General features: G+C 65.6%; 13 protein-coding genes. 9 read left to right on the forward strand and 4 right to left on the reverse strand.

The features are described from left to right. Window positions 1-248: 248 nt before the first annotated feature. A complete protein-coding gene (locus SB749_RS06935) occupies window positions 249-1,601 on the reverse strand; it encodes a site-specific DNA-methyltransferase (protein WP_410709684.1) in 1,353 nt (450 codons plus the stop codon). Between the two features lie 37 nt (window positions 1,602-1,638). Between SB749_RS06935 and SB749_RS06940 the strand changes: the two genes are divergently transcribed. Both SB749_RS06940 and SB749_RS06945 read left to right on the forward strand, forming a co-directional pair. Continuing rightward, the gene (locus SB749_RS06940) at window positions 1,639-3,261 is read left to right on the forward strand and encodes an FAD-dependent oxidoreductase (protein ID WP_410709685.1); all 1,623 of its coding nucleotides are present in this window, start codon (window positions 1,639-1,641) and stop codon (window positions 3,259-3,261) included. A gap of 35 nt (window positions 3,262-3,296) precedes the next feature. After that, on the forward strand, window positions 3,297-4,553 hold the full coding sequence (locus tag SB749_RS06945; RefSeq protein ID WP_410709686.1) for an alpha/beta hydrolase: 1,257 nt from the start codon (window positions 3,297-3,299) through the stop codon (window positions 4,551-4,553). Between the two features lie 91 nt (window positions 4,554-4,644). Here SB749_RS06945 and SB749_RS06950 read toward each other — a convergent pair whose 3' ends face one another. Beyond that, window positions 4,645-6,096: a helix-turn-helix domain-containing protein gene (locus SB749_RS06950; protein WP_410709687.1), complete on the reverse strand. Its 1,452-nt coding sequence runs from the start codon at window positions 6,094-6,096 to the stop codon at window positions 4,645-4,647. Window positions 6,097-6,277: 181 nt separating this feature from the next. Here SB749_RS06950 and aceA point away from each other — a divergent pair, with 181 nt between their 5' ends. Continuing rightward, window positions 6,278-7,588, forward strand: coding sequence for an isocitrate lyase (gene aceA / locus SB749_RS06955; RefSeq protein WP_025779322.1), 1,311 nt, complete (start codon window positions 6,278-6,280; stop codon window positions 7,586-7,588). 242 nt (window positions 7,589-7,830) lie between these two features. Beyond that, window positions 7,831-9,438: a malate synthase A gene (gene aceB / locus SB749_RS06960; protein ID WP_410709688.1), complete on the forward strand. Its 1,608-nt coding sequence runs from the start codon at window positions 7,831-7,833 to the stop codon at window positions 9,436-9,438. A gap of 86 nt (window positions 9,439-9,524) precedes the next feature. On the opposite strand, the gene SB749_RS06965 is transcribed toward aceB, so the two are convergent. Next, window positions 9,525-10,127 carry a DUF664 domain-containing protein gene (locus tag SB749_RS06965; RefSeq protein ID WP_410709689.1) on the reverse strand — a complete coding sequence of 201 codons (603 nt, stop codon included), beginning with the start codon at window positions 10,125-10,127 and terminating at the stop codon, window positions 9,525-9,527. Window positions 10,128-10,273: 146 nt separating this feature from the next. Between SB749_RS06965 and SB749_RS06970 the strand changes: the two genes are divergently transcribed. Together SB749_RS06970 and SB749_RS06975 are read left to right on the forward strand one after the other, a co-directional pair. Beyond that, window positions 10,274-11,296, forward strand: coding sequence for a helix-turn-helix transcriptional regulator (locus tag SB749_RS06970; protein ID WP_410709690.1), 1,023 nt, complete (start codon window positions 10,274-10,276; stop codon window positions 11,294-11,296). A 135-nt stretch (window positions 11,297-11,431) separates the two neighbouring features. Continuing rightward, window positions 11,432-11,821 carry a universal stress protein gene (locus tag SB749_RS06975; RefSeq protein WP_370036137.1) on the forward strand — a complete coding sequence of 130 codons (390 nt, stop codon included), beginning with the start codon at window positions 11,432-11,434 and terminating at the stop codon, window positions 11,819-11,821. Window positions 11,822-11,851: 30 nt separating this feature from the next. On the opposite strand, the gene SB749_RS06980 is transcribed toward SB749_RS06975, so the two are convergent. Further along, a complete protein-coding gene (locus SB749_RS06980; RefSeq protein WP_410709691.1) occupies window positions 11,852-14,899 on the reverse strand; it encodes an FAD-binding and (Fe-S)-binding domain-containing protein in 3,048 nt (1,015 codons plus the stop codon). 350 nt (window positions 14,900-15,249) lie between these two features. Here SB749_RS06980 and SB749_RS06985 point away from each other — a divergent pair, with 350 nt between their 5' ends. From SB749_RS06985 to SB749_RS06995, 3 genes are all read left to right on the forward strand, one after another. After that, on the forward strand, window positions 15,250-15,402 hold the full coding sequence (locus tag SB749_RS06985; protein WP_164742748.1) for a hypothetical protein: 153 nt from the start codon (window positions 15,250-15,252) through the stop codon (window positions 15,400-15,402). Between the two features lie 502 nt (window positions 15,403-15,904). Further along, complete coding sequence (locus tag SB749_RS06990) at window positions 15,905-16,870, forward strand: inositol monophosphatase family protein (protein WP_410709692.1); 966 nt, start codon at window positions 15,905-15,907, stop codon at window positions 16,868-16,870. Window positions 16,871-17,054: 184 nt separating this feature from the next. Continuing rightward, window positions 17,055-18,044 (forward strand): siderophore ABC transporter substrate-binding protein, encoded by a 990-nt coding sequence (locus SB749_RS06995; protein WP_410709693.1) that lies wholly within the window; start codon window positions 17,055-17,057, stop codon window positions 18,042-18,044. The last annotated feature ends 110 nt before the right edge of the window (window positions 18,045-18,154 follow it).

Here is an 18,154-nt window from a genome sequence, read left to right on the forward strand (position 1 = left end):
CGACCCGAATGCTGTCTGCGGAGTCCGCTTGATCGCCCGCAGAGTCTCAGAACCGGTGCCGTGCAGGATTCCAGTATCTGGGGTATCTGGGCGCGCGAACCCTGCCTGTACCTGTGCCGAGTTTCGGACGATCCGTGCGGGGGCAGCGCCCGAAAACCGTCACGCATCGTCCGGAACTCGCGGTGCGAACGGTGCTCCTGCTGACCTGAGTCGTGTTCAGGTGTCCGGCTGGTGGGTAGGGTGGCCCACTATTCGCCCTCGCTGACCTCGAGCTGGGTGAAGTCCAGGCCGGGGGAGTGGGCTGCGGCGGCGCGGCGGATGCGTTCGGCGGTGAGCTCACTGATCGTCGGGAAATCGGCGTCGCTGGTCCGGCCCGTTCCGTCACCGACCACTACGGCCTTCGCAGTCTTCGACCGCAGCGGCTCCGGGGTCTGCACGAGCACGAACGATCGGGACCCCTGATCCCGTTCGTTCGCGGCCATCACGGCCTGCGCCGTGGTCCCGGATCCGGCGAAGAAGTCGAGGACGATGGCATCGGGGTCGAAGAACGTCTGCGAGGCCACGAGCGCCTTGACCAGCTCGACCGGCTTCGGATAGCTGAACACCCCCGCCAAGCCCAACGGCTCCAGATCATTCTGCCCGCCGAGCGCCTTGATGATCGAGTACAGCTTCGAACTCGCCTTCTCCGCCGGGGTCACCCGCACCACCGCATGCTTGCCCTCTGTGCCCCAGGGACGCAGGATGTACTCGCCCGATGCCAGCTTCGCGTCCACCTCGGCGAGTTTCCCCTCACCCTTGACGGCGATGATGTCCTCGTACATCAGCCGCCTCTCGGATCCGCGTGCATATCGACCGAACCCGGCGCGCAGCACATCGGTCTCCACGAGCATCCGCCTGCCGTCGATGACCTCGAGCTTCGCCGGCGACTTCTTCTCCGTGAGGAACGGCCCGACCTGGCTCGAGTCGCGGGCCCACACGTGAACATAGTCGTGCCCGCGCACGAAGGAGCGGGCATTGCCGCCGCCCTTCGCGCGCTGATGGATGAGCGTGCCCAGCGAATTGTCCTCCCCGAAGATCTCGTGCCCGAGCAGGTGCGCCCACGCACTCTCCTTGTCATCGAGGTGGAGGAACAGCACTCCGTCTTCGCGCATGAGCTCGCGCGCGAGCAGCAGTCGCGGGGTCATGAACGACAGCCAACTGGCGTGATCGTGCCCGTGATCCTTGTAGGTGTGCGCGTTGCCCGTGTTGTACGGGGGATCGATGTAGACGACCTTGACCTGCCCGCGATGCGTGGCCAGCAGGGCGGTCAGCGCGGGCAGATTGTCCCCGACGACGAGCAGATTCTCGTGCGGATCGGGAAGGCGAGCGGTACCGTCGACGTCCCGCAGATGCGGACGACCATCGCCGAGGCGGCTATCTCCTTCAGGGGTTCCCCTACTCGCCCTGAGGTGGCCCTCCCGTCCGGAATTCCCGTCCCCGAGGTGGGGGCCGGGCTCCCGTCCGGCCCCACTGCGGCGGGGCTCGGTTTCGGCACAGTCCACGAGGCGGCGACCGAGGGCGAAGGCAGCGGCCTTGCCGGTCCACTCCAAGACGGTCGTCATCCTTCTCCTTCACCCCGAACGGTGCCAAGATTGCTGTATGAGTATTTCACGAGTGGCCGTCGTCGGTGCCGGCATCCTCGGCGTCGCCGCCGCCCGCGAAGTCACCACGAGGTTCCCCGACGCCGAGATCTCCGTCTTCGACAAGGCTGAGACCGTCGCTGCACATCAGAGCGGCCACACCTCCGGAATCGTCGATTCCGGACTCGATCAGAAGCCAGGTTCGGAGGAGGCGAAACTCACCCGACGCGGCCTCCAGCTGCTCATTCCCTATATGGCCGAGGCAGGCGTGCCCTACCGGGAATGCGGGCAGCTGCTCATCGCCCAGAACACCGACGAAGCCGAACGCCTCGAAGAGATCTATGCCCGCGCCACAGACAATGAGGTCCCCGGCGCCAGACTGCTCGAACGCCACGAGATCGGTGCCGTCGAACCGGCCGTCAGAGGAGTCCTCGGGCTCTTCTCACCCCATGCGGCCATCGCCGACTTCTCGGCGCTCACCGCAGCGCTCGCCGCCGATGTGCGCGCCGCCGGAGGGACATTCCGCTTCGGCACCGAGGTCACCGGCTTCGACACCATGAGCAACGAAGTCCGACTGCGGGGGCGCCCCGTTCCGAAGGACGACCCACCGGCAGGGGATGGGGCCGCAGCCGGAGAGTCCGATGAGGACGACCGTGATGCGAACACGGCCGGCGAACGGGACGGGTCGGGCGAGAACGCCGTCGACGACCGCGACCGCGCCGACGGCAAGGTCCATGACCGCGACCGGCCGCGGACATATCGCGGTGAGGAGGGGCGCGAACCCGTCATCGGCATTGCAGATGAGCTGCGCGATCGCTTCGGACAGCAGGATTGGTTCAAACAGGCCGAATCGACGCTCGGCGAGTGGACGCAGAAGGTCTCCGACGCGTGGGCCAATCGCGACGGCTCGCGCAGCGGCGACCCTGGCTCACGCGCTGGTGGCGCAGGATCGCGCGCCGGTGACGTTCCCAGCAGTAGGTCGCGCAGCGAAGCGCCAGCCGAGGAAGTGCTCGGCACTTTCGACATCGTCATCGTCTGCGCCGGTCTCCAGGCCGATCGCCTCGCGGTCGCCGCGGGACTCGACGCCGAACCGAGGATTGTGCCCTTCACCAGCGACTTCTACCGAATCCCGGCCACCGACACCGAGGTGGTCCGCGGCATCATCGGGTCCGTTCCCGACCCACAGGCCCCGTTCACCGAAACCTCGATCGTCCGGGGACTCGACGACGGACTCATCCTCGGACCGAACACCTTCGTCGCCCTCGGTCGTGAAGCCTACGATCGGCACGGGTTCGACCTCGCCGACATCACCTCGACCGCCCGCTCCAAAGGTTTCTGGAAGTTCGCCGCGCAGACAGCGAAGACAGCGGCCCACAGAGTCAAACCCCTGGTGAGCAAGACCGCCTTCGTCGACGGAATCCGCCGCTTCGTCCCTGAGCTCGACCCGAACGCCGTGGCGCCCGGGGCCCGCGGAGTCCGGGCTCAGGCGATGACCGCCGACGGCGAACTCATCGACGAACTCACCATGACCAGGCGCGGCAGGCTGACCGTGGTCAGGTCCGTGCCCAAGTGGGCGGCCACCTCGGCGCTGGCGATTGCCGAAACGATCGTCGATCGGGCCTTCGAGAACGCGGCCCGCTGAGACCGGCCCGCCAACCTGTGAAAGGGACACCGCTTTTGCGCGCTGATCGACCGTTCCCCGCGCTGTGCACGTGGACAGACAACGGCCCGGACGAGAACTGGACGTTGCAGGTGGGGCTTCCGGCCTCAGCCATCCCCGCCGAGGCGGCGCCCGGAGACGAGCAGGAGATCTTCGTCGACCTCAACGGAGTCACCGACCGGCGGAATGTGCCCGGCGGGATCATGACCCGGCGCCCTGCCCGGGACGAGGGCGGCCAGAATGTCGACAGTGCCGACGCGACGAGGTACTCGATCGAGCTGGCGGTTCCGCGGGGGTATCGCGGGGCGCTTCGCTTCCTGCCCGTGCCGCGCGGGCTCCAGGTCGCCGACCGTCCGACCTGGCTCGATGTCCTCGAACGAGGATTCGTCCCCGCCGGTGATCACGGCCTGCGCACGGTCACGGACATGCGCAGGAAACAGATCCTCGAACTCGCCGCACCCGATGCCCGGCCCCTGATCTGGACCGGTGGAGGCCGTCCGGCGACCGACCCCCGCAGCGGGGAGGGCGTTGGTCGGTCCGCCGTCGACGAACAGGTCATCACCCTCGGTTCCGCGCCGAGGCGGATCTGGACCCACCGACCGCAGCGAAGTCCCGCCTCGGCGCCGGTGCTCGTCGTCTTCGACGGAGAGCGGTTCATCCGCGGGGGACTGCTCGCCGCGATCGACGAGTTGGTGTCTCCGCCGTCGGCGGTCATCGCCGTCGACCATGCACCCGTCGGGGACGACGGTCCCGACGAGGACGCGGCCGTCGGTCAGCGCGCCGATGACCTCGTGATGAATCCGCGGTTCTGCGACGACGTCCTCGCGCTCGTTCGTCAGACGGCCCCGGAGGTCTGGGCCCGCACGATCGTCGCGGGTGCCTCGTACGGCGGCCTAGCTGCGGCGTTCTTCTCCCTGCGGCATCCGGAGGCGTTCCGCGGAATCTGCCTCTCGCCGTCGTTCTGGGAAACCGACGACCAGGGGCGCAGGATCTGGGATCTCACGCCGGACAGCACCGACGATGATCCGGACGGACTCGCGGAGAGGCCGGAGTCTCGGATGTCGGAGACCCGGACGGCGACCGCCGCCCGTCCGACATTCTGCGTCGACCACGGGATTCTGGAGACGGTCATTGCCGATTCCGTCGCCGAGGCGACAAAAGAGTTCGGCGATCGTGGCATCGACGTCGCACCTCGGCCGTTCGTGGGCGGACACGAATATCTGTGGTGGCGCGAACTCATGCTCGTCCGCCTCGCCGAAGTCCTGGCGGAATGAGCCGAACACCAGTCAACGTCGGTCAGGGCGCACCCGAAGTGGGGGAGCCGCCTCGGCGAGGGGTTTCTGCACCGTCGATCGGTGCCGTCGATCAGTCGGAATGCCGTTCGAGGAACTCGTAGACCTCGGTGTCGTCGACTCCGGGCACCGCTCCGGGCGGAACTGCGGCGAGCAGGGAGGCGTGCATGCGGGCCGACGGCAGCGCCTGGTCCTCCCATTTCTCGGCCAGGTCATCCGGGGCCTGGCGGCAGCAGGACGGATCCGGGCATCCGGACTGCGAACGGATCGGCGATTCTCGACCTTCGAACCAGCGGACGTGGGAGAACGGGACGCCGACGCTGATGGCGAAGTCACCGCCGGGCAGCACACGGGCGGTGCACCAGAATGATCCGTGCGGGGTATCCGTGTACTGGTAGTAGGGGCTGAACCGGTCGGCGACGCGGAAGACGGTGCGCGAGGTGAAGCGTTTGCACGCGAACTGTCCCTCGATCGCGCCGAGCGGATCGGTGGGGAACGGCAGCCCGTCGTTCGAGTACGCCTTGTGGATCGTGCCGGAATTGTGGACCTTCATGAAGTGCACCGGCAGTCCGAGATGCTCGGTGGCGAGGTTCGTGAACCTGTGGGCGGCCATCTCGTAGCCGACGCCGAACATATCGCGCAGATGCTCGACGGAGAGGACCCGCTTCTTCTTCTCCTCCTCGAGCATCGGCACGGCAGCGGACTCGGGCAGCAGGATCGCGGCCGCCAGATAGTTCGCCTCGACGCGCTGCCGGAGGAATTCGTGGAAGTCCTTCGGGGAGTCATAGCCGAGCACATGCGGAGCGAGGCTCATGAGCAGGTGCGACCGCGGATCGAATGCGGCATCGGCATTGGGAAGATACAGCCGCTTGTTCGCAGTATCCGAGATCGACCGGGTCGATTCGGGCAGGTCGGAGACGTAGTGGAGGCTGAAGCCGAGCTTCTCGGCGATGAGTGCCGTCTGCCGCTGTGACACCGTTCCGGATTCGTAGCCGACGAGGTCGAGCAGCTCGGCGGCGGTGGCCTCGAGGTCGGCGAAGTAGTTGTTCTTCTCTTTCATCCGTTCCCGCAGCTCCCGGTTGGCCCGCCTGGCCTCCTCCGGCGTGGCCGCCCGCCGTTCCAGGGCCTCGCCGAGCTGTCGCTGGAGACCCACGATCGCCTCGAGGGCATCGGCCGGCAGCGACTTGATCCGCACCTGCGGCAGGCCGAGGGCAGAGTACATGGGGGAGGCCTGATTGCGTTCGGCCTCCAACTCCAGGGCCTGTCGTTCGTCGATCGGAGCGGGGTCGATGAGCTCGGAGACGTCCGTCTTCAGCGCCTTCGCGATCGCGGCCAGGAGCGTGACAGAAGTTTCTCGCTTGCCGTTCTCGATCGTTGAGATCTGCGAGGCCGCGCGCCCCACTTCCTGCCCCAGCTCGTTGAGGGTCAAACCGCGCTTCTTACGAAAAAAGCGGATTCTTCTGCCGATGCTGAGCGGGTCGGTCTGCTGTTCTTCGCTCTCAACTTCCGCGCCAACGCTGTTCAAAGTGCCTCCCTCGGTTTCTGTGGGCTGGTTCACGCGATTGAAAAACAGTATGACAGAACCGCGAAATTTCTGAAACCGGAAATATCGAGATTATTCATCCGAAAAAACAATGCGAGAGCGCTTGCGGCCCCCGCAGACTGGATACATCAACAACCCCGAGAGATCGAGAAAGAGAAGGACAATGACTGAGAACACCACGCAGAACAGCTTGCACGATGCTGAAGCCATCCGCCGCGACTGGGCCACCAACGCCCGCTGGTCGGGAGTCGCTCGTGACTACGAGCCCGAGGATGTCGTCAAACTGCGCGGTTCGCTGATCGAGGAGCACACGCTGGCCCGTCACGGAGCCGAGCGCCTCTGGAACCAGATTACCGCCGGCGACATCCACTCCGGTGACTACGTCAACGCCCTCGGTGCACTGACCGGCAACCAGGCAGTCGAGCAGGTCAAGGCCGGCCTCAACGCCATCTACCTCTCCGGCTGGCAGGTCGCCGCCGACGCGAACGCCGCCGGTCAGACCTACCCCGACCAGTCGATCTACCCGGCCAACTCGGTGCCGCAGGTCGTCCGCCGCATCAACAACGCTCTGATGCGCGCCGACCAGATCGAGACCTCGGAAGGCAACAAGCAGGTCGACGACTGGTTCGCTCCGATCGTCGCCGACGCGGAAGCGGGCTTCGGCGGCTCGATCAACGTCTACGAACTCATGCGGTCGATGATCGCAGCCGGCGCTGCCGGTGTGCACTTCGAGGATCAGCTCGGTTCCGAGAAGAAGTGCGGCCACCTCGGCGGCAAGGTCCTCGTCCCGACCTCGCAGCACATCCGCACGCTCAACGCCGCCCGCCTCGCGGCCGACGTCGAGAACGTGCCCAGCCTCGTCATCGCCCGTACCGACGCCGAGGCAGCCACGCTGATGACCTCGGACATCGACGAGCGCGACCAGCAGTTCGTCACCGGTGAGCGCACCGCTGAAGGCTTCTACAAGGTTCGCAACGGCATCGAAGCAGGCATCGCACGCGGACTGTCGTTCGCTCCCTACGCGGACATGCTGTGGATGGAGACCTCCACACCTGACCTCGAAGCAGCCAAGCAGTTCGCCGAGGCGATCCACGCCGAGTACCCGGACCAGATGCTGTCCTACAACTGCTCGCCGTCGTTCAACTGGCGCAAGCACCTCGACGATGCGACCATCGCGAAGTTCCAGCGCGAGCTCGGAGCCATGGGCTACAAGTTCCAGTTCATCACCCTGGCCGGCTTCCACGCTCTGAACTACTCGATGTTCGATCTGGCCCACGGCTACGCCCGCGAGCAGATGAAGGCATACGTCGACCTGCAGGAGCGCGAGTTCGCTGCCGAGGAGCGCGGATACACCGCGACCCGCCACCAGCGTGAGGTGGGCACCGGCTACTTCGATCTGGTGTCGACTGCACTCAACCCCGAGTCGTCGACCACCGCGCTGGCCGGCTCCACCGAAACCGCTCAGTTCCACTGAGCCGCACCGGGTTCGCGCCCCGCTGACCAGCGGGGATGAACCCACCCAGAACCCGGGGCGGATCGGCAGTGTTTTCACGGGGTTTACATTGTCGATCCGCTCCGTCACACCACAGACGCATCGAAACCCCGCCACGGTCCCACCGGAACGCTCACGATCAATGTAGAGCCGCCTCGGCGAGGATCACCCACAGACTGAAAGCCACATATTCCAGGCACACTACGACGGGTGAGGAGAAGCCCATGTCTTACATCAAGATCAACGCGCCGCTCGAAACCGGCTTCGGCACCGTCCTTTCGGAGCCTGCTCTGACGTTCATCGCCAAGCTCCACGACGAGTTCGCTGGCACCATCTGCGACGTGCTGCGCACGCGCCGGGCCCGCGCGGCCGAGATGAACGGCGGAACCCTCCCCCGTTTCAAGCCCGAGACCGCACGCATCCGCGCCGACCGCTCCTGGTCGGTCGCCGGATCCGCCGGAGCACCCGGTCTCGAAGACCGCCGCGTGGAGCTCACCGGCCCGGTCACCGAAGACGAAGTCGTGGCAGCGCTGAACTCGCAGGCGAAGGTGTGGCTGGCCGATCTCGAAGACGCCACGAGCCCCACCTGGGCCAATGTCATCGGCGGACAGGTCAACCTCTTCCGCGCGATCCGCGGACAGCTGCCCGGCGTCAACAACGACAACCAGCCGACCATCGGACTGCGCCCCCGCGGTTGGCACCTGCCCGAGAAGCACCTGATCTACGTCGATGACAACGGCCAGGAATTCTCGACCTCCGGTGCCCTGGTCGACTTCGGTCTGTACTTCTTCCACAACGCCCGCCACCTCATCGACAACGGCTCCGGCCCGTACTTCTACCTGCCGAAGCTTGAGTCCTCGCAGGAAGCACGCCTGTGGAACAAGGTGTTCGTCCTGGCGCAGAACATGCTGGGCATCCCGCACGGCACCATCCGGGCCACCGCTCACATCGAGACGATCACCGCGGTGTTCCAGATGGAAGAGATCCTCTTCGAGCTGCGCGAGCACTGCGCCGGTCTCGAGGCCGCCGGCTGGGACTACCTGTTCTCCGTGGTGAAGAACCTGCGCAACACCACCGACTACGTTCTGCCCGACCGCGAACGCCTGACGATGGACCTGCCGCTGATGAAGGCGTTCACCGACCGCCTCGTGGCCACCTGCCACCGTCGCGGAGCACACGCGATCGGCACGATGTCCAACCTCATGGCCGATCACCCGGACCGGGAGTTCGTGGCCTCCGAGTTCGAGCGCATGCGTGAGGACAAGGCTCGCGAAGCCTGGCAGGGCTTCGACGGCACCTGGGTGGCCGATCCGGCGCTGGTTCCTGCTGCCCTGGCCGTGTTCGACGCCGCTCTGGGATCGCAGCCCCACCAGCTGGAGAACAAGCGCCCCGATGTGCAGGTGACCAGCGAGAACATCCTCGACATCACCGGCCTCGAACCGGTCGTGACCGAAGAGGGTGTGCGCGTGAACATCCGTGTGGCCATCGGGTACATGAACGAGTGGCTCGGCGGCAACGGGCACGTGGCTCTGGAGAACCAGCTCGAAGACGTGTCGACGGCTGAGATCTGCCGTTCGCAGATCTGGCAGTGGATCCGCCACGAGGTGACTCTGGACAACGGTCAGCAGCTGACCTCACGCCTGGTGGAGCGCTACCTCGGCGAGGAGTTGGCTCTGATGCAGCGCACCGCCGACGATCACTTCGATGAGGCCGTGGAGATCTTCCGTGAGACGGCACTGGGCGAGGAGTTCGCCGAATTCCTCACCATGCCGGCCTACACCGACCACCTGGTCGACCGGGTGTCCAAGCCCACCGAAGCCTTCGTCGCCTAACAATTACTACCTGACGGCGGCCCAGCAACCTCGCGCGAGGTTGCTGGGCCGCCGTCAGGTAGTTCCGGGAGGGATCTTGTGGGGCCTCAGCTCCAGTCCATGCCCTCGGGCGGCCACGGTTCGCCGTCCGCCTGAGCGTTGAGCTGGTAGGCGATCGCGCCGTCGATCGATTCGCGGATGATGTCAGCGTGGCCGGCGTGGCGGGCGATCTCGGTGCCCAGGTGCCACAGGATCCAGCGCACGGTCATAGTGAAATCGTTGGGCATCCACGGGTTGTACGGCATCGGAACTTCGGTGCCGAGGTCGGTCCCTGCGTCGTCGACTGCGGCCCTCGCCTCCTCGATCCCGTCGATGACCTTGTCGAAGATTGCGACCGCCTCGGTGATGTCGAGGTCGGGGAGAGCGGACCCGTCGAACATCGCCGTCAGCCCCAACTTCTCGTTGACCGTCCGGTAGTCGTCCTCGCCGACTTCTCGCGTCGGGTCCTTGACTTGGATGAGCCAGTTATTGACCACCTGGGCTCCGTGAACGATGAGGCCGGCGATACTCAAACCACTGGCAGTCGGCGTGCTGCGGGCCTGCTCATCGGTCAGACCCTGCGCCGTGAGCTTGAGCTGGGTGCACTGCTGGGTGAGGTAGGTGAACGCGGCGTCGGCTTCGCTCGTGACGGAAGGGGTGAAGAACGGCATGATCTCTCCTTTGCGATGTCCGCCGCGGCCGGATGGCTGAAGCGGTGAACCTATCGTCAGGTGTGATGCGGACATATACTGTCCGCATCAATAAGTCCGGCGAAAGTTTCTCATTCGGGGGTGGAATGCAGTCGGAGACGCGGCTCTTGAGTCTGCTCGGTCTGTTCGCGTCCGGCAGGAGCTGCACTGCCGTCGAGCTCGCCTCCCGCTTCGACGTCACCCCACGTACCATCCGTCGAGATATCGCCGCGTTGCGCGATCTCGGCTACATCATCTCCTCGGCACCGGGCCTGAACGGGGGCTATCGCGCCGAATCGCGGACGGTGCTGCCGCCGCTGCAGCTCGAGGCAGGCGAGGCGCTGGCCACGGCGGTCGGTCTGGCGCTCCTGCGTGGGGCCGGCCTGGACACCGAACACGCGGAATCGGCGACGACGAAGCTGCAGACGATGCTGCCGGCGGCCATGCGCGCGACCGTCGCCGATATCTCGACGGCTGTGTCCGTGTCCGAAGGCCACGCACCCGGAGTCGACATCAGCGCGGTCATCACGCTCGCCTCGGCGATCAATGCGTCGACGATCGCGACCTTCGACTACCGGAAGATGCAACGCCCTGACGTCGACGACCCCACTGTCACCGGCCCGACCGGCGACCCGACTGTCGACACATCCCGTACGGCGACTGCCGCTCCGACCGGCGACCACCCCTCGACACCCCGTCGCGTTGAACCGATCCGTCTCGTCGTCTTCGGTGCGCACTGGTACCTCTTCGCCTTCGACCTCGATCGCGACGACCATCGGGTCTTCCGCCTCGACCGCATGAACCGGGTTCACGCGACGACATTGAGCACCACCCCACGTGAGCACCCCGAGCCCGAGGCGGCTGTGTCCGCAGCCGTGACCACCACCGCGTATCCGCACACCGTCGTTCTGCGCACGGCCGCCTCGGCGCGGGAAGCGAAGGAATGGTTCCCCACCCGCAGTGCCACCATCACCGAGGCGGCCGATGGTGTGCGCATCACCTGCGGATTCTGGGACCTCAGGTGGGTCGCAGCCACCCTTGCGCCCATCCCTGCCGAGATCGAAGTGCTCCACCCACCCGAGCTCATCGACGCCCTCCGCGACCACGCAGAGAGAGCGCAGGCGGTCGTCGAAGCATCAATTACTACCTGACGGCGGCCCAGCAACCTCGCGCGAGGTTGCTGGGCCGCCGTCAGGTAGCAATTGGGGCAATGGGGGTTGCGGGGTGCTGACCGAAACGTGATCCCGAAGTGAACGAACCATGGAGGAGTCCATATACTGGGGGCCATGACGATTCTCATTGGCTACCTACCCGCTCCCGAGGGTGAGGCTGCTCTGCGCGCGGGATTCGCAGAGGCCAAACTGCGGTCGAGTGCTGCCGTCGTGATCAACTCACAGCGACGAGGTGCCAGTGGAGCTCCGACCGAGATCGGGGACGACGAGATCAAGCGGATCGTCGACCTCGGCAAGGAATCGGACGTCGACGTCGAGGTGCTCCAGCCCGATCACGAAGACGATCTGCCCGGCACGCTCAACGACCTGGCTGAGGAGTACGAAGCCCAGCTCATCGTGATCGGCCTGCGCAAACGCTCAGCGATCGGGAAGTTCATCCTCGGCTCGCAGGCACAGCGCATCCTCCTTGAAGCCGAGGTCCCGGTGCTGACGGCCAAGGCCTGAAACCTCGCCGAGGCGGCCCTGACCTCGGCATCATCGCCGCGGTTGGAGCCCCCATCCCCAGGCGAGGAGCTCGGCCAACGACACGCCCTCGGTGTCGCTGAGATCCGTGATCTGCGTGCGGCACGAATACCCGTCGGCAAGAACGACCTGCAACCGGTCGTCCGCACCCGTATCCGTCGCCTGATTCGGCGACACATCTGTACCGGACTCAGTCGCACGCTTCGGCGACGCACCTGTACCGGAGCTGGTCCGAGGCTCCGCGCCGGCGGCCCGTCCCCGCTTGCGCAGCGCCGGCAGCAGAGCCACCTCGGCGACGGCGACCGAGGTCTCGAAATGGCCGTCTTCGACGCCGAAGTTTCCGGCCAGACCGCAGCACCCGCCGAGGAACTCCGTGTCCGCTCCCGCCCTGGCCAGCAGCTCCTTATCGGCCGCGTTGCCGAAGATCGCCGACTGGTGACAATGCGGCTGCACGAGCGCCTCGACGCCGGACAGGTCCGGCAGCTCGGCGCCGATGCTCAGCAGATACTGGGCCAGCGTCTGCACCCGGTCGGCCACTCGGTGCGACGCCTCATCGGCGACGAGTTTGAGCGAATCGTCCTTGAGCGTCGCCAAGCACGAGGGTTCGACGCCGATGATCGGCACATCGTCGGTGGCGTCGAGAGCCGTGACCGTCTCCGAGAGATTCGCCTTCGCAGCATCGAGCTGACCGGTGGAGATGAGCGGCAGCCCGCAGCACACGGTCTGATCGATCACCCGCACACGCACACCGGCCTGCGCGAGCACCGCGACGGCCGCGGCGAGGATGCGCGGAGCGAAATGATTCGACCAGGAATCGGCGAACAGCACGACTTCTGCATTCGGCCGCAGCGAAGCCGCGGCCGGTGACTCGGCATTCGCACGCGACTTCGGTGCCGCCTCGGCGGCGGTCGTGGTCCACCATTTCCTGAACGTCGTGGACGCGAACTGCGGGATCGAGCGACGGACGTCGATGCCGGCCATCTTCTTCGCCAGGGCGGTCAGCCCCGGCAGTCCCGACACCCGGTTGACGACAGGCGCGAGCGGAGTGACCAGGCGGGCGAGCTGCGGGAGGAACCCGAGCGAATAGTGCTTCATCGGCCGCAGCTTGCCCTTATACGACTGGTGCAGGACCTCGGCCTTGTAGGTGGACATGTCCGTGCCGGTCGGGCACTCGGTCCCGCAGGCCTTGCACGACAGGCACAGGTCGAGGGCTTCGTGCACCTCGGGGGAGTCCCAGCGCGGCTCGAGCAGATCCCCGGACACCATCTCCTGCAGCACGCGTGCGCGCCCTCGAGTCGAATGCCGCTCGTCCCGGGTGGCCTGATACGACGGGCACATGATGCCGCCGCCGGCCGCCGAATCCGCACGGCACTTGCCGACTCCGGTGCACCGGTGCACCGCCGAGGCGAAACCGGCGGACTCTCCTTCATAGGCCATCGCCAGGGTGCCGGGCAGCTCCTGACGCAGAGGCAGCTGAGTCAGGCGGATCGATTCGTCGAGGGCGTCGGGGTCGACGATGACCCCCGGATTGAGCAGATGTTGAGGATCGAAGAGACGCTTGACCTGGGCAAACAGGTCGAGTGCCGCCGGAGTGTACATGAGGCGGAGCAGTTCGGAGCGGGCCCGACCGTCCCCGTGCTCCCCGGAGACCGACCCGCCGTAGCGGGCGACGAGCTTCGTGGCCGCGACCATGAAATCGCGCATCACCTGCCCGCCGTTCGGATCCTCGAGCGGGAAGTCCACGCGCATGTGCAGGCAGCCATCACCGAAGTGCCCATAGGGAATGGCCCACAGCCCGTGCTCCTCGAGCAGCTCCATGAGATCGTGCAGATAGTCGCCGAGGTGGTCCACCGGAACCGCTGAATCCTCCCACCCAGCGTGGGCGTCGCGGCCATCGGGGGTGCGTGAGACCAGTCCGGCGCCATCGGCGCGGATGGCCCACACCTCGGCGGCCGCCCGGGCGTTCAGGACCGCGGAGTCGAGTGACTTCGACTCGGAGATGAGGCGCTGAGCCTCGGTCTTGAGCGCGGACTCGTCCTCACCGGTGAGTTCGACGACGAGCCAGCCCGCGCCCTCCGGTAGGGCGGGGACCGCCTCGGCGCCCTTGGTGTCGATGACCTGGTCGAGCATGCGCGAATCGAGGCCCTCGCAGGCGGCGACGGGGAAGTCCTTCAGCAACGGCGCATCGTGGGCGGCAGCGACCATGTCCGCATAGCCGAGGACGACCGCTGAGGTGAAGCTCGGATCCTTGACCAGGCGCATCTTCGCCGCAAGGATGACGCCCCAGGTGCCTTCGGTGCCGGCGAATGCCTGGCGGACGTCGAAGCCGTTCTCCGGGAGGAGGGACTCGAGCCCGTACCCGGAGACCTGGCGGGAGAATGTGCCGAAGTTCGTGCGGATGGTGCCGAGGTTCTGTGCCACGAGTTCATGCAGCCGCGGGAACGTCGTCGAGGCGTCCGAGTCATCGAGGGTGACGACGGTGCCGTCGATGAGCATGATCTTCAGCGCCAGGATGTTGTCGCCCGTGCGGCCGTAGCCCAAAGCCCGTGGTCCACAGGCATTGTTGCCGATCATCCCGCCGATCGTGCAGCGGGTGTGGGTGGACGGGTCCGGGCCGAAGCGCAGGCCGTGCGGTTTGGCCTGCTTCTGCAGGTGGGCGTGGACGCAGCCGGACTGCACCCAGGCCGACTGCCCCTCGGGGTCAAGATCGAGGACCGCATTCATATGGAGCGAGAAGTCGAGGACGATGCCACGGCCGATGGCATTGCCGGCGATCGATGTGCCGGCGCCACGGCTGGTGATCGGCACACCGAGGCGGCGGGCAACGGAGAGGACCCGCGCCACCTCGTCATCGTCGTGAGGGAAGACGATGGCGGCAGGGACGAGTCGGAAGAGCGAAGCGTCGGAGGAGTACGCGGCACGATCGGTGTCGTCGATGTTGAAATCGCGGATGCCCGCGGTGCGGAACTGTTCGGCGAGTGCGATGGGAAGCGCTGTCTGGGACTCGTCTTCGTCGACGGTCGCCCGATTCGCTCCGGTGGGATGGGCCATAGTCGTCATGTCCGCATTGTGCCACTTGGGTTGCCGGAACATCGATACCTTCCACGGCGGGGAGTGGCGAGCGAGAGTCATCGTCCAGACCCGGGGAAAGTTATGCTTTCGTTATCATACGTGCTCAGAACGGTGCTACTCAGTAGCCTGAGTTCCTATATCCGGGAATTCTTGGCGTCTTGACATATTCGTGGTATCTAATGGGACTACACCAATTCGTGGCAACGGGCCACTACATGAATGCAAGGGAAGAAACCATGTCTCGTCGAGCTCGTGAATTGACAGTTGATCAGACTGCATTAGTCGGCGTCGTCCGAAAGGTCGCACGGCAGCGTTCGAAAATCAACACCGACTATGTGATGGCGATTCTGCGCGCCCGCGAAGAAGGCGCGACCTTCGGTGCCATCGCCGAGGCGGCCGGCACCTCCTCGCAGGCCGTTCAGGAGATCGTGCGCCGGCACGGACCGGTCAAGCGCAGCGAGCCGAAGGCCGGAGTCGCAGACCCGGCCTGAACCCAGAGAACACAGGGGCAGAACGACATTTGCCGGTCCCCTCTGTGCTCGCACTTCCCTCGCAGATGCCAGGGCGGTGATCCATACTCGATATGGATCACCGCCCTTGTGCGATTCATGGACGTTTTCTGACGATTCCGTGACCGAATCTTCGCGGCACCGGAAGCAGAAATTCCTCGAACGGAGACAACTGGGCTGATGAGTGAAGAAAGCCGTCAGGAAAATTCCGCTCGGCGCGCGGAAATCGCTTCAGGATTCGATTGATCGACTGTTTGAGAAATGTGCGATGCTGAAGTGTCCTGTCGACAACCTCAGGTGCGTTTCCAGCTCCCAGGGAAAGCCTCGCAATCGGAGTTCCCGATCCCCGTGGGCGGCTTAGATACAAGAAGTACATATTTGCCGGTGTATTGCAGTCTTGTTACACGCGAGGCGGATCTGGGCGGTTCCCGGACGGTTGCGGACACTCGGGCGAGAAGCGCAGAGGGTTGTCTAGAGTGGCCGTATGAACTCCGAGCTCGAATCGCTGCCCGCTGAGATCGTCGACCACTCTCTGATCCGCATCGCCTCCGACCTCTCACTCATGGCGTGGGAGCAGATGCTCGCCTGGAGGCCGCTGCTCGGCGCGAGCCTCGACGCCAGTGTCGTCGACACGAAGACGTCGCCGAATGACCTCGTCACTCGCGCCGACGCGCAGATCGAAGCACTCGTGCGCGGCTACCTCAACCGAGTCAGGCCTCATGACCTCATGGTCGGCGAAGAGGGTTCGGAAGCCCTCGACCCGGTCGAATTCTTCCCGGCGGACTTCCTGTTCAAGCTCAACGCCTTCGATCCGGAGGCCGGTGCACTCGACGAGGCCGCTGACGACGGCCCGCGTCTGGAATGGCATGTCGACCCGATCGACGGCACCGTCAACTATGTCCGCAACATCGAACACCATGCGTTCTCTGTCGGAGTCTGCGCAGTCGCAGATGGGGCGGACGCCGGCCTCGGTCTCGGCGACTGGCAGATCGGACTCGTCGCCTCGCCGGGGTTGGATGCCACCTGGTTGGCGGCTGCCGGTCGCGGCGCCTTTCGGATCGACGGGCGCTTGGCCGACCACCGCGAAAGCGACTCCGCCATTCCGGCGCGACGACTGCGCGGGACGCCGCCCGGGCTGTCCGGCAGGCTCCTGGCCACCGGATTCGCCTATGCACTGAGGAACCGCGGCGCCCAGCTGGCCAAGCTCGAAGACCTCATGACCGGCTACGACGACATCCGCCGCTACGGATCGGCGGCACTCGACCTGTGCATGGTCGCCGAAGGGCGGGTCAACGGCTACGCCGAACGCGGACTGGGCATCTACGACTACGCCGGCGGGGCAGTCATCGTCGAAGAGGCCGGACTGGGTGTCAGTCGCGGAGTATCCGGCGGACCGACTGCCGCCGCCGATACTCAGGAAGAGGTCGACCGCCTCATCGCCGCTATCTGATCCGGGGGTCCACCGCACGGCCGTCCATCGCACGCCCACCCGACCGCAAGCCTCCCGGCCTCACTTCAAATGTGATGCAGATAACGTCATATTTCTTTGACTTTATTTTCAAAGCATAGGCTAAGCTTACTTTCAGTGTGCGCACACGCTTTTCTTATACGTTCATTCCTGAAAGTGGGACCCCATGGTTTCGACTCGCCTTCAACTGAGCGCCCTGGCAGGCGTTGTCGCTCTCACTCTGGCCGGCTGCGGATCGGCAGACTCCGACTCGGCTCAGGCCGATGACTCCGGATCCACGATCGAGGTCGAGGACAACAACGGCAAGCAGACCGTCGCCGCCCCGCCGAAGTCGGTCGTCGCCACCGACAACCGTACATTCCAGACCCTCAGCGACTGGGGCATCGAACTCAGCGGCGGCGCCGTCTCCCTGATGAGCGAGGACCTGGACTACACCAAGGACGATTCGATCCTCGACCTCGGCAGCCACCGCGAACCCGACCTCGAAAAGGTCGTCGAGGCCAAGCCCGATCTCATCGTCAACGGTCAGCGATTCGCCCAGTTCCATGACGACCTGGCCAAGCTGGCCCCCGACGCGACCGTGCTCGAACTCGATCCCCGCGACGAAGAGGACTTCGACGCCGAACTGCGCCGTCAGACCGCGGTCCTCGGTGAGGTCTTCGGAAAGCAGGACGAAGCGAAGAAGCTCGTCGACGACTTCGACGCCTCCATCGAACGCGCCAAGAACGCCTACGACGACAGCGACAAAGCCATGGGGCTGATCACCTCGGCCGGCGACATCGGCTACGCCGCACCAACGGTCGGCCGCACCGTCGGACCGGTCTTCGACATCCTCGACCTCGACCCGGCCCTCGAGGTCGAAGAAGGCAGCGAGGACCACCAGGGCGACGACGTCTCCGTCGAAGCCATCGCGAAGTCGAACCCCGACCTCATGATCGTCCTCGACCGCGACGCCTCCTTCGCCCCTGAAGAACGCGACGAAGGTTCGGCCCCGGCTGCCGAAGTCCTCGAAGACTCCGAAGCACTCAAGGATGTTCCTGCGATCAAGGACGACAAGATCGTCTACTTCCCCGAGGACACTTACCTCAACGAAGGCATCCAGACGTACACCGAGTTCTTCAACGACTTCGCCGACAAGCTCGAAGCTCAGAAGTGAAGACCCTCGCCGAGGCGGCCCGACGTCGGAACGAAGCCCGACGCGAACGGACGGCTGAGTCCCCACAGGGAACGGTCGATTCGTCCCCCAACGGGACGGCGGAACCGTCC

Origin of the sequence: Brevibacterium sp. SIMBA_078 (assembly GCF_046534565.1) — a bacterium.
Lineage (GTDB): Bacteria > Actinomycetota > Actinomycetes > Actinomycetales > Brevibacteriaceae > Brevibacterium.

Coding starts and splice junctions, on each gene's coding strand:
- SB749_RS06935 (WP_410709684.1), bottom strand. CDS start 1,601: ATGACGACCGTCTTGGAGTGGACCGGCAAGGCCGCTGCCTTCGCCCTC.
- SB749_RS06940 (WP_410709685.1), top strand. CDS start 1,639: ATGAGTATTTCACGAGTGGCCGTCGTCGGTGCCGGCATCCTCGGCGTC.
- aceA (WP_025779322.1), top strand. CDS start 6,278: ATGACTGAGAACACCACGCAGAACAGCTTGCACGATGCTGAAGCCATC.
- aceB (WP_410709688.1), top strand. CDS start 7,831: ATGTCTTACATCAAGATCAACGCGCCGCTCGAAACCGGCTTCGGCACC.
- SB749_RS06965 (WP_410709689.1), bottom strand. CDS start 10,127: ATGCCGTTCTTCACCCCTTCCGTCACGAGCGAAGCCGACGCCGCGTTC.
- SB749_RS06975 (WP_370036137.1), top strand. CDS start 11,432: ATGACGATTCTCATTGGCTACCTACCCGCTCCCGAGGGTGAGGCTGCT.
- SB749_RS06980 (WP_410709691.1), bottom strand. CDS start 14,899: ATGACGACTATGGCCCATCCCACCGGAGCGAATCGGGCGACCGTCGAC.
- SB749_RS06985 (WP_164742748.1), top strand. CDS start 15,250: ATGGCGATTCTGCGCGCCCGCGAAGAAGGCGCGACCTTCGGTGCCATC.
- SB749_RS06990 (WP_410709692.1), top strand. CDS start 15,905: ATGAACTCCGAGCTCGAATCGCTGCCCGCTGAGATCGTCGACCACTCT.
- SB749_RS06995 (WP_410709693.1), top strand. CDS start 17,055: ATGGTTTCGACTCGCCTTCAACTGAGCGCCCTGGCAGGCGTTGTCGCT.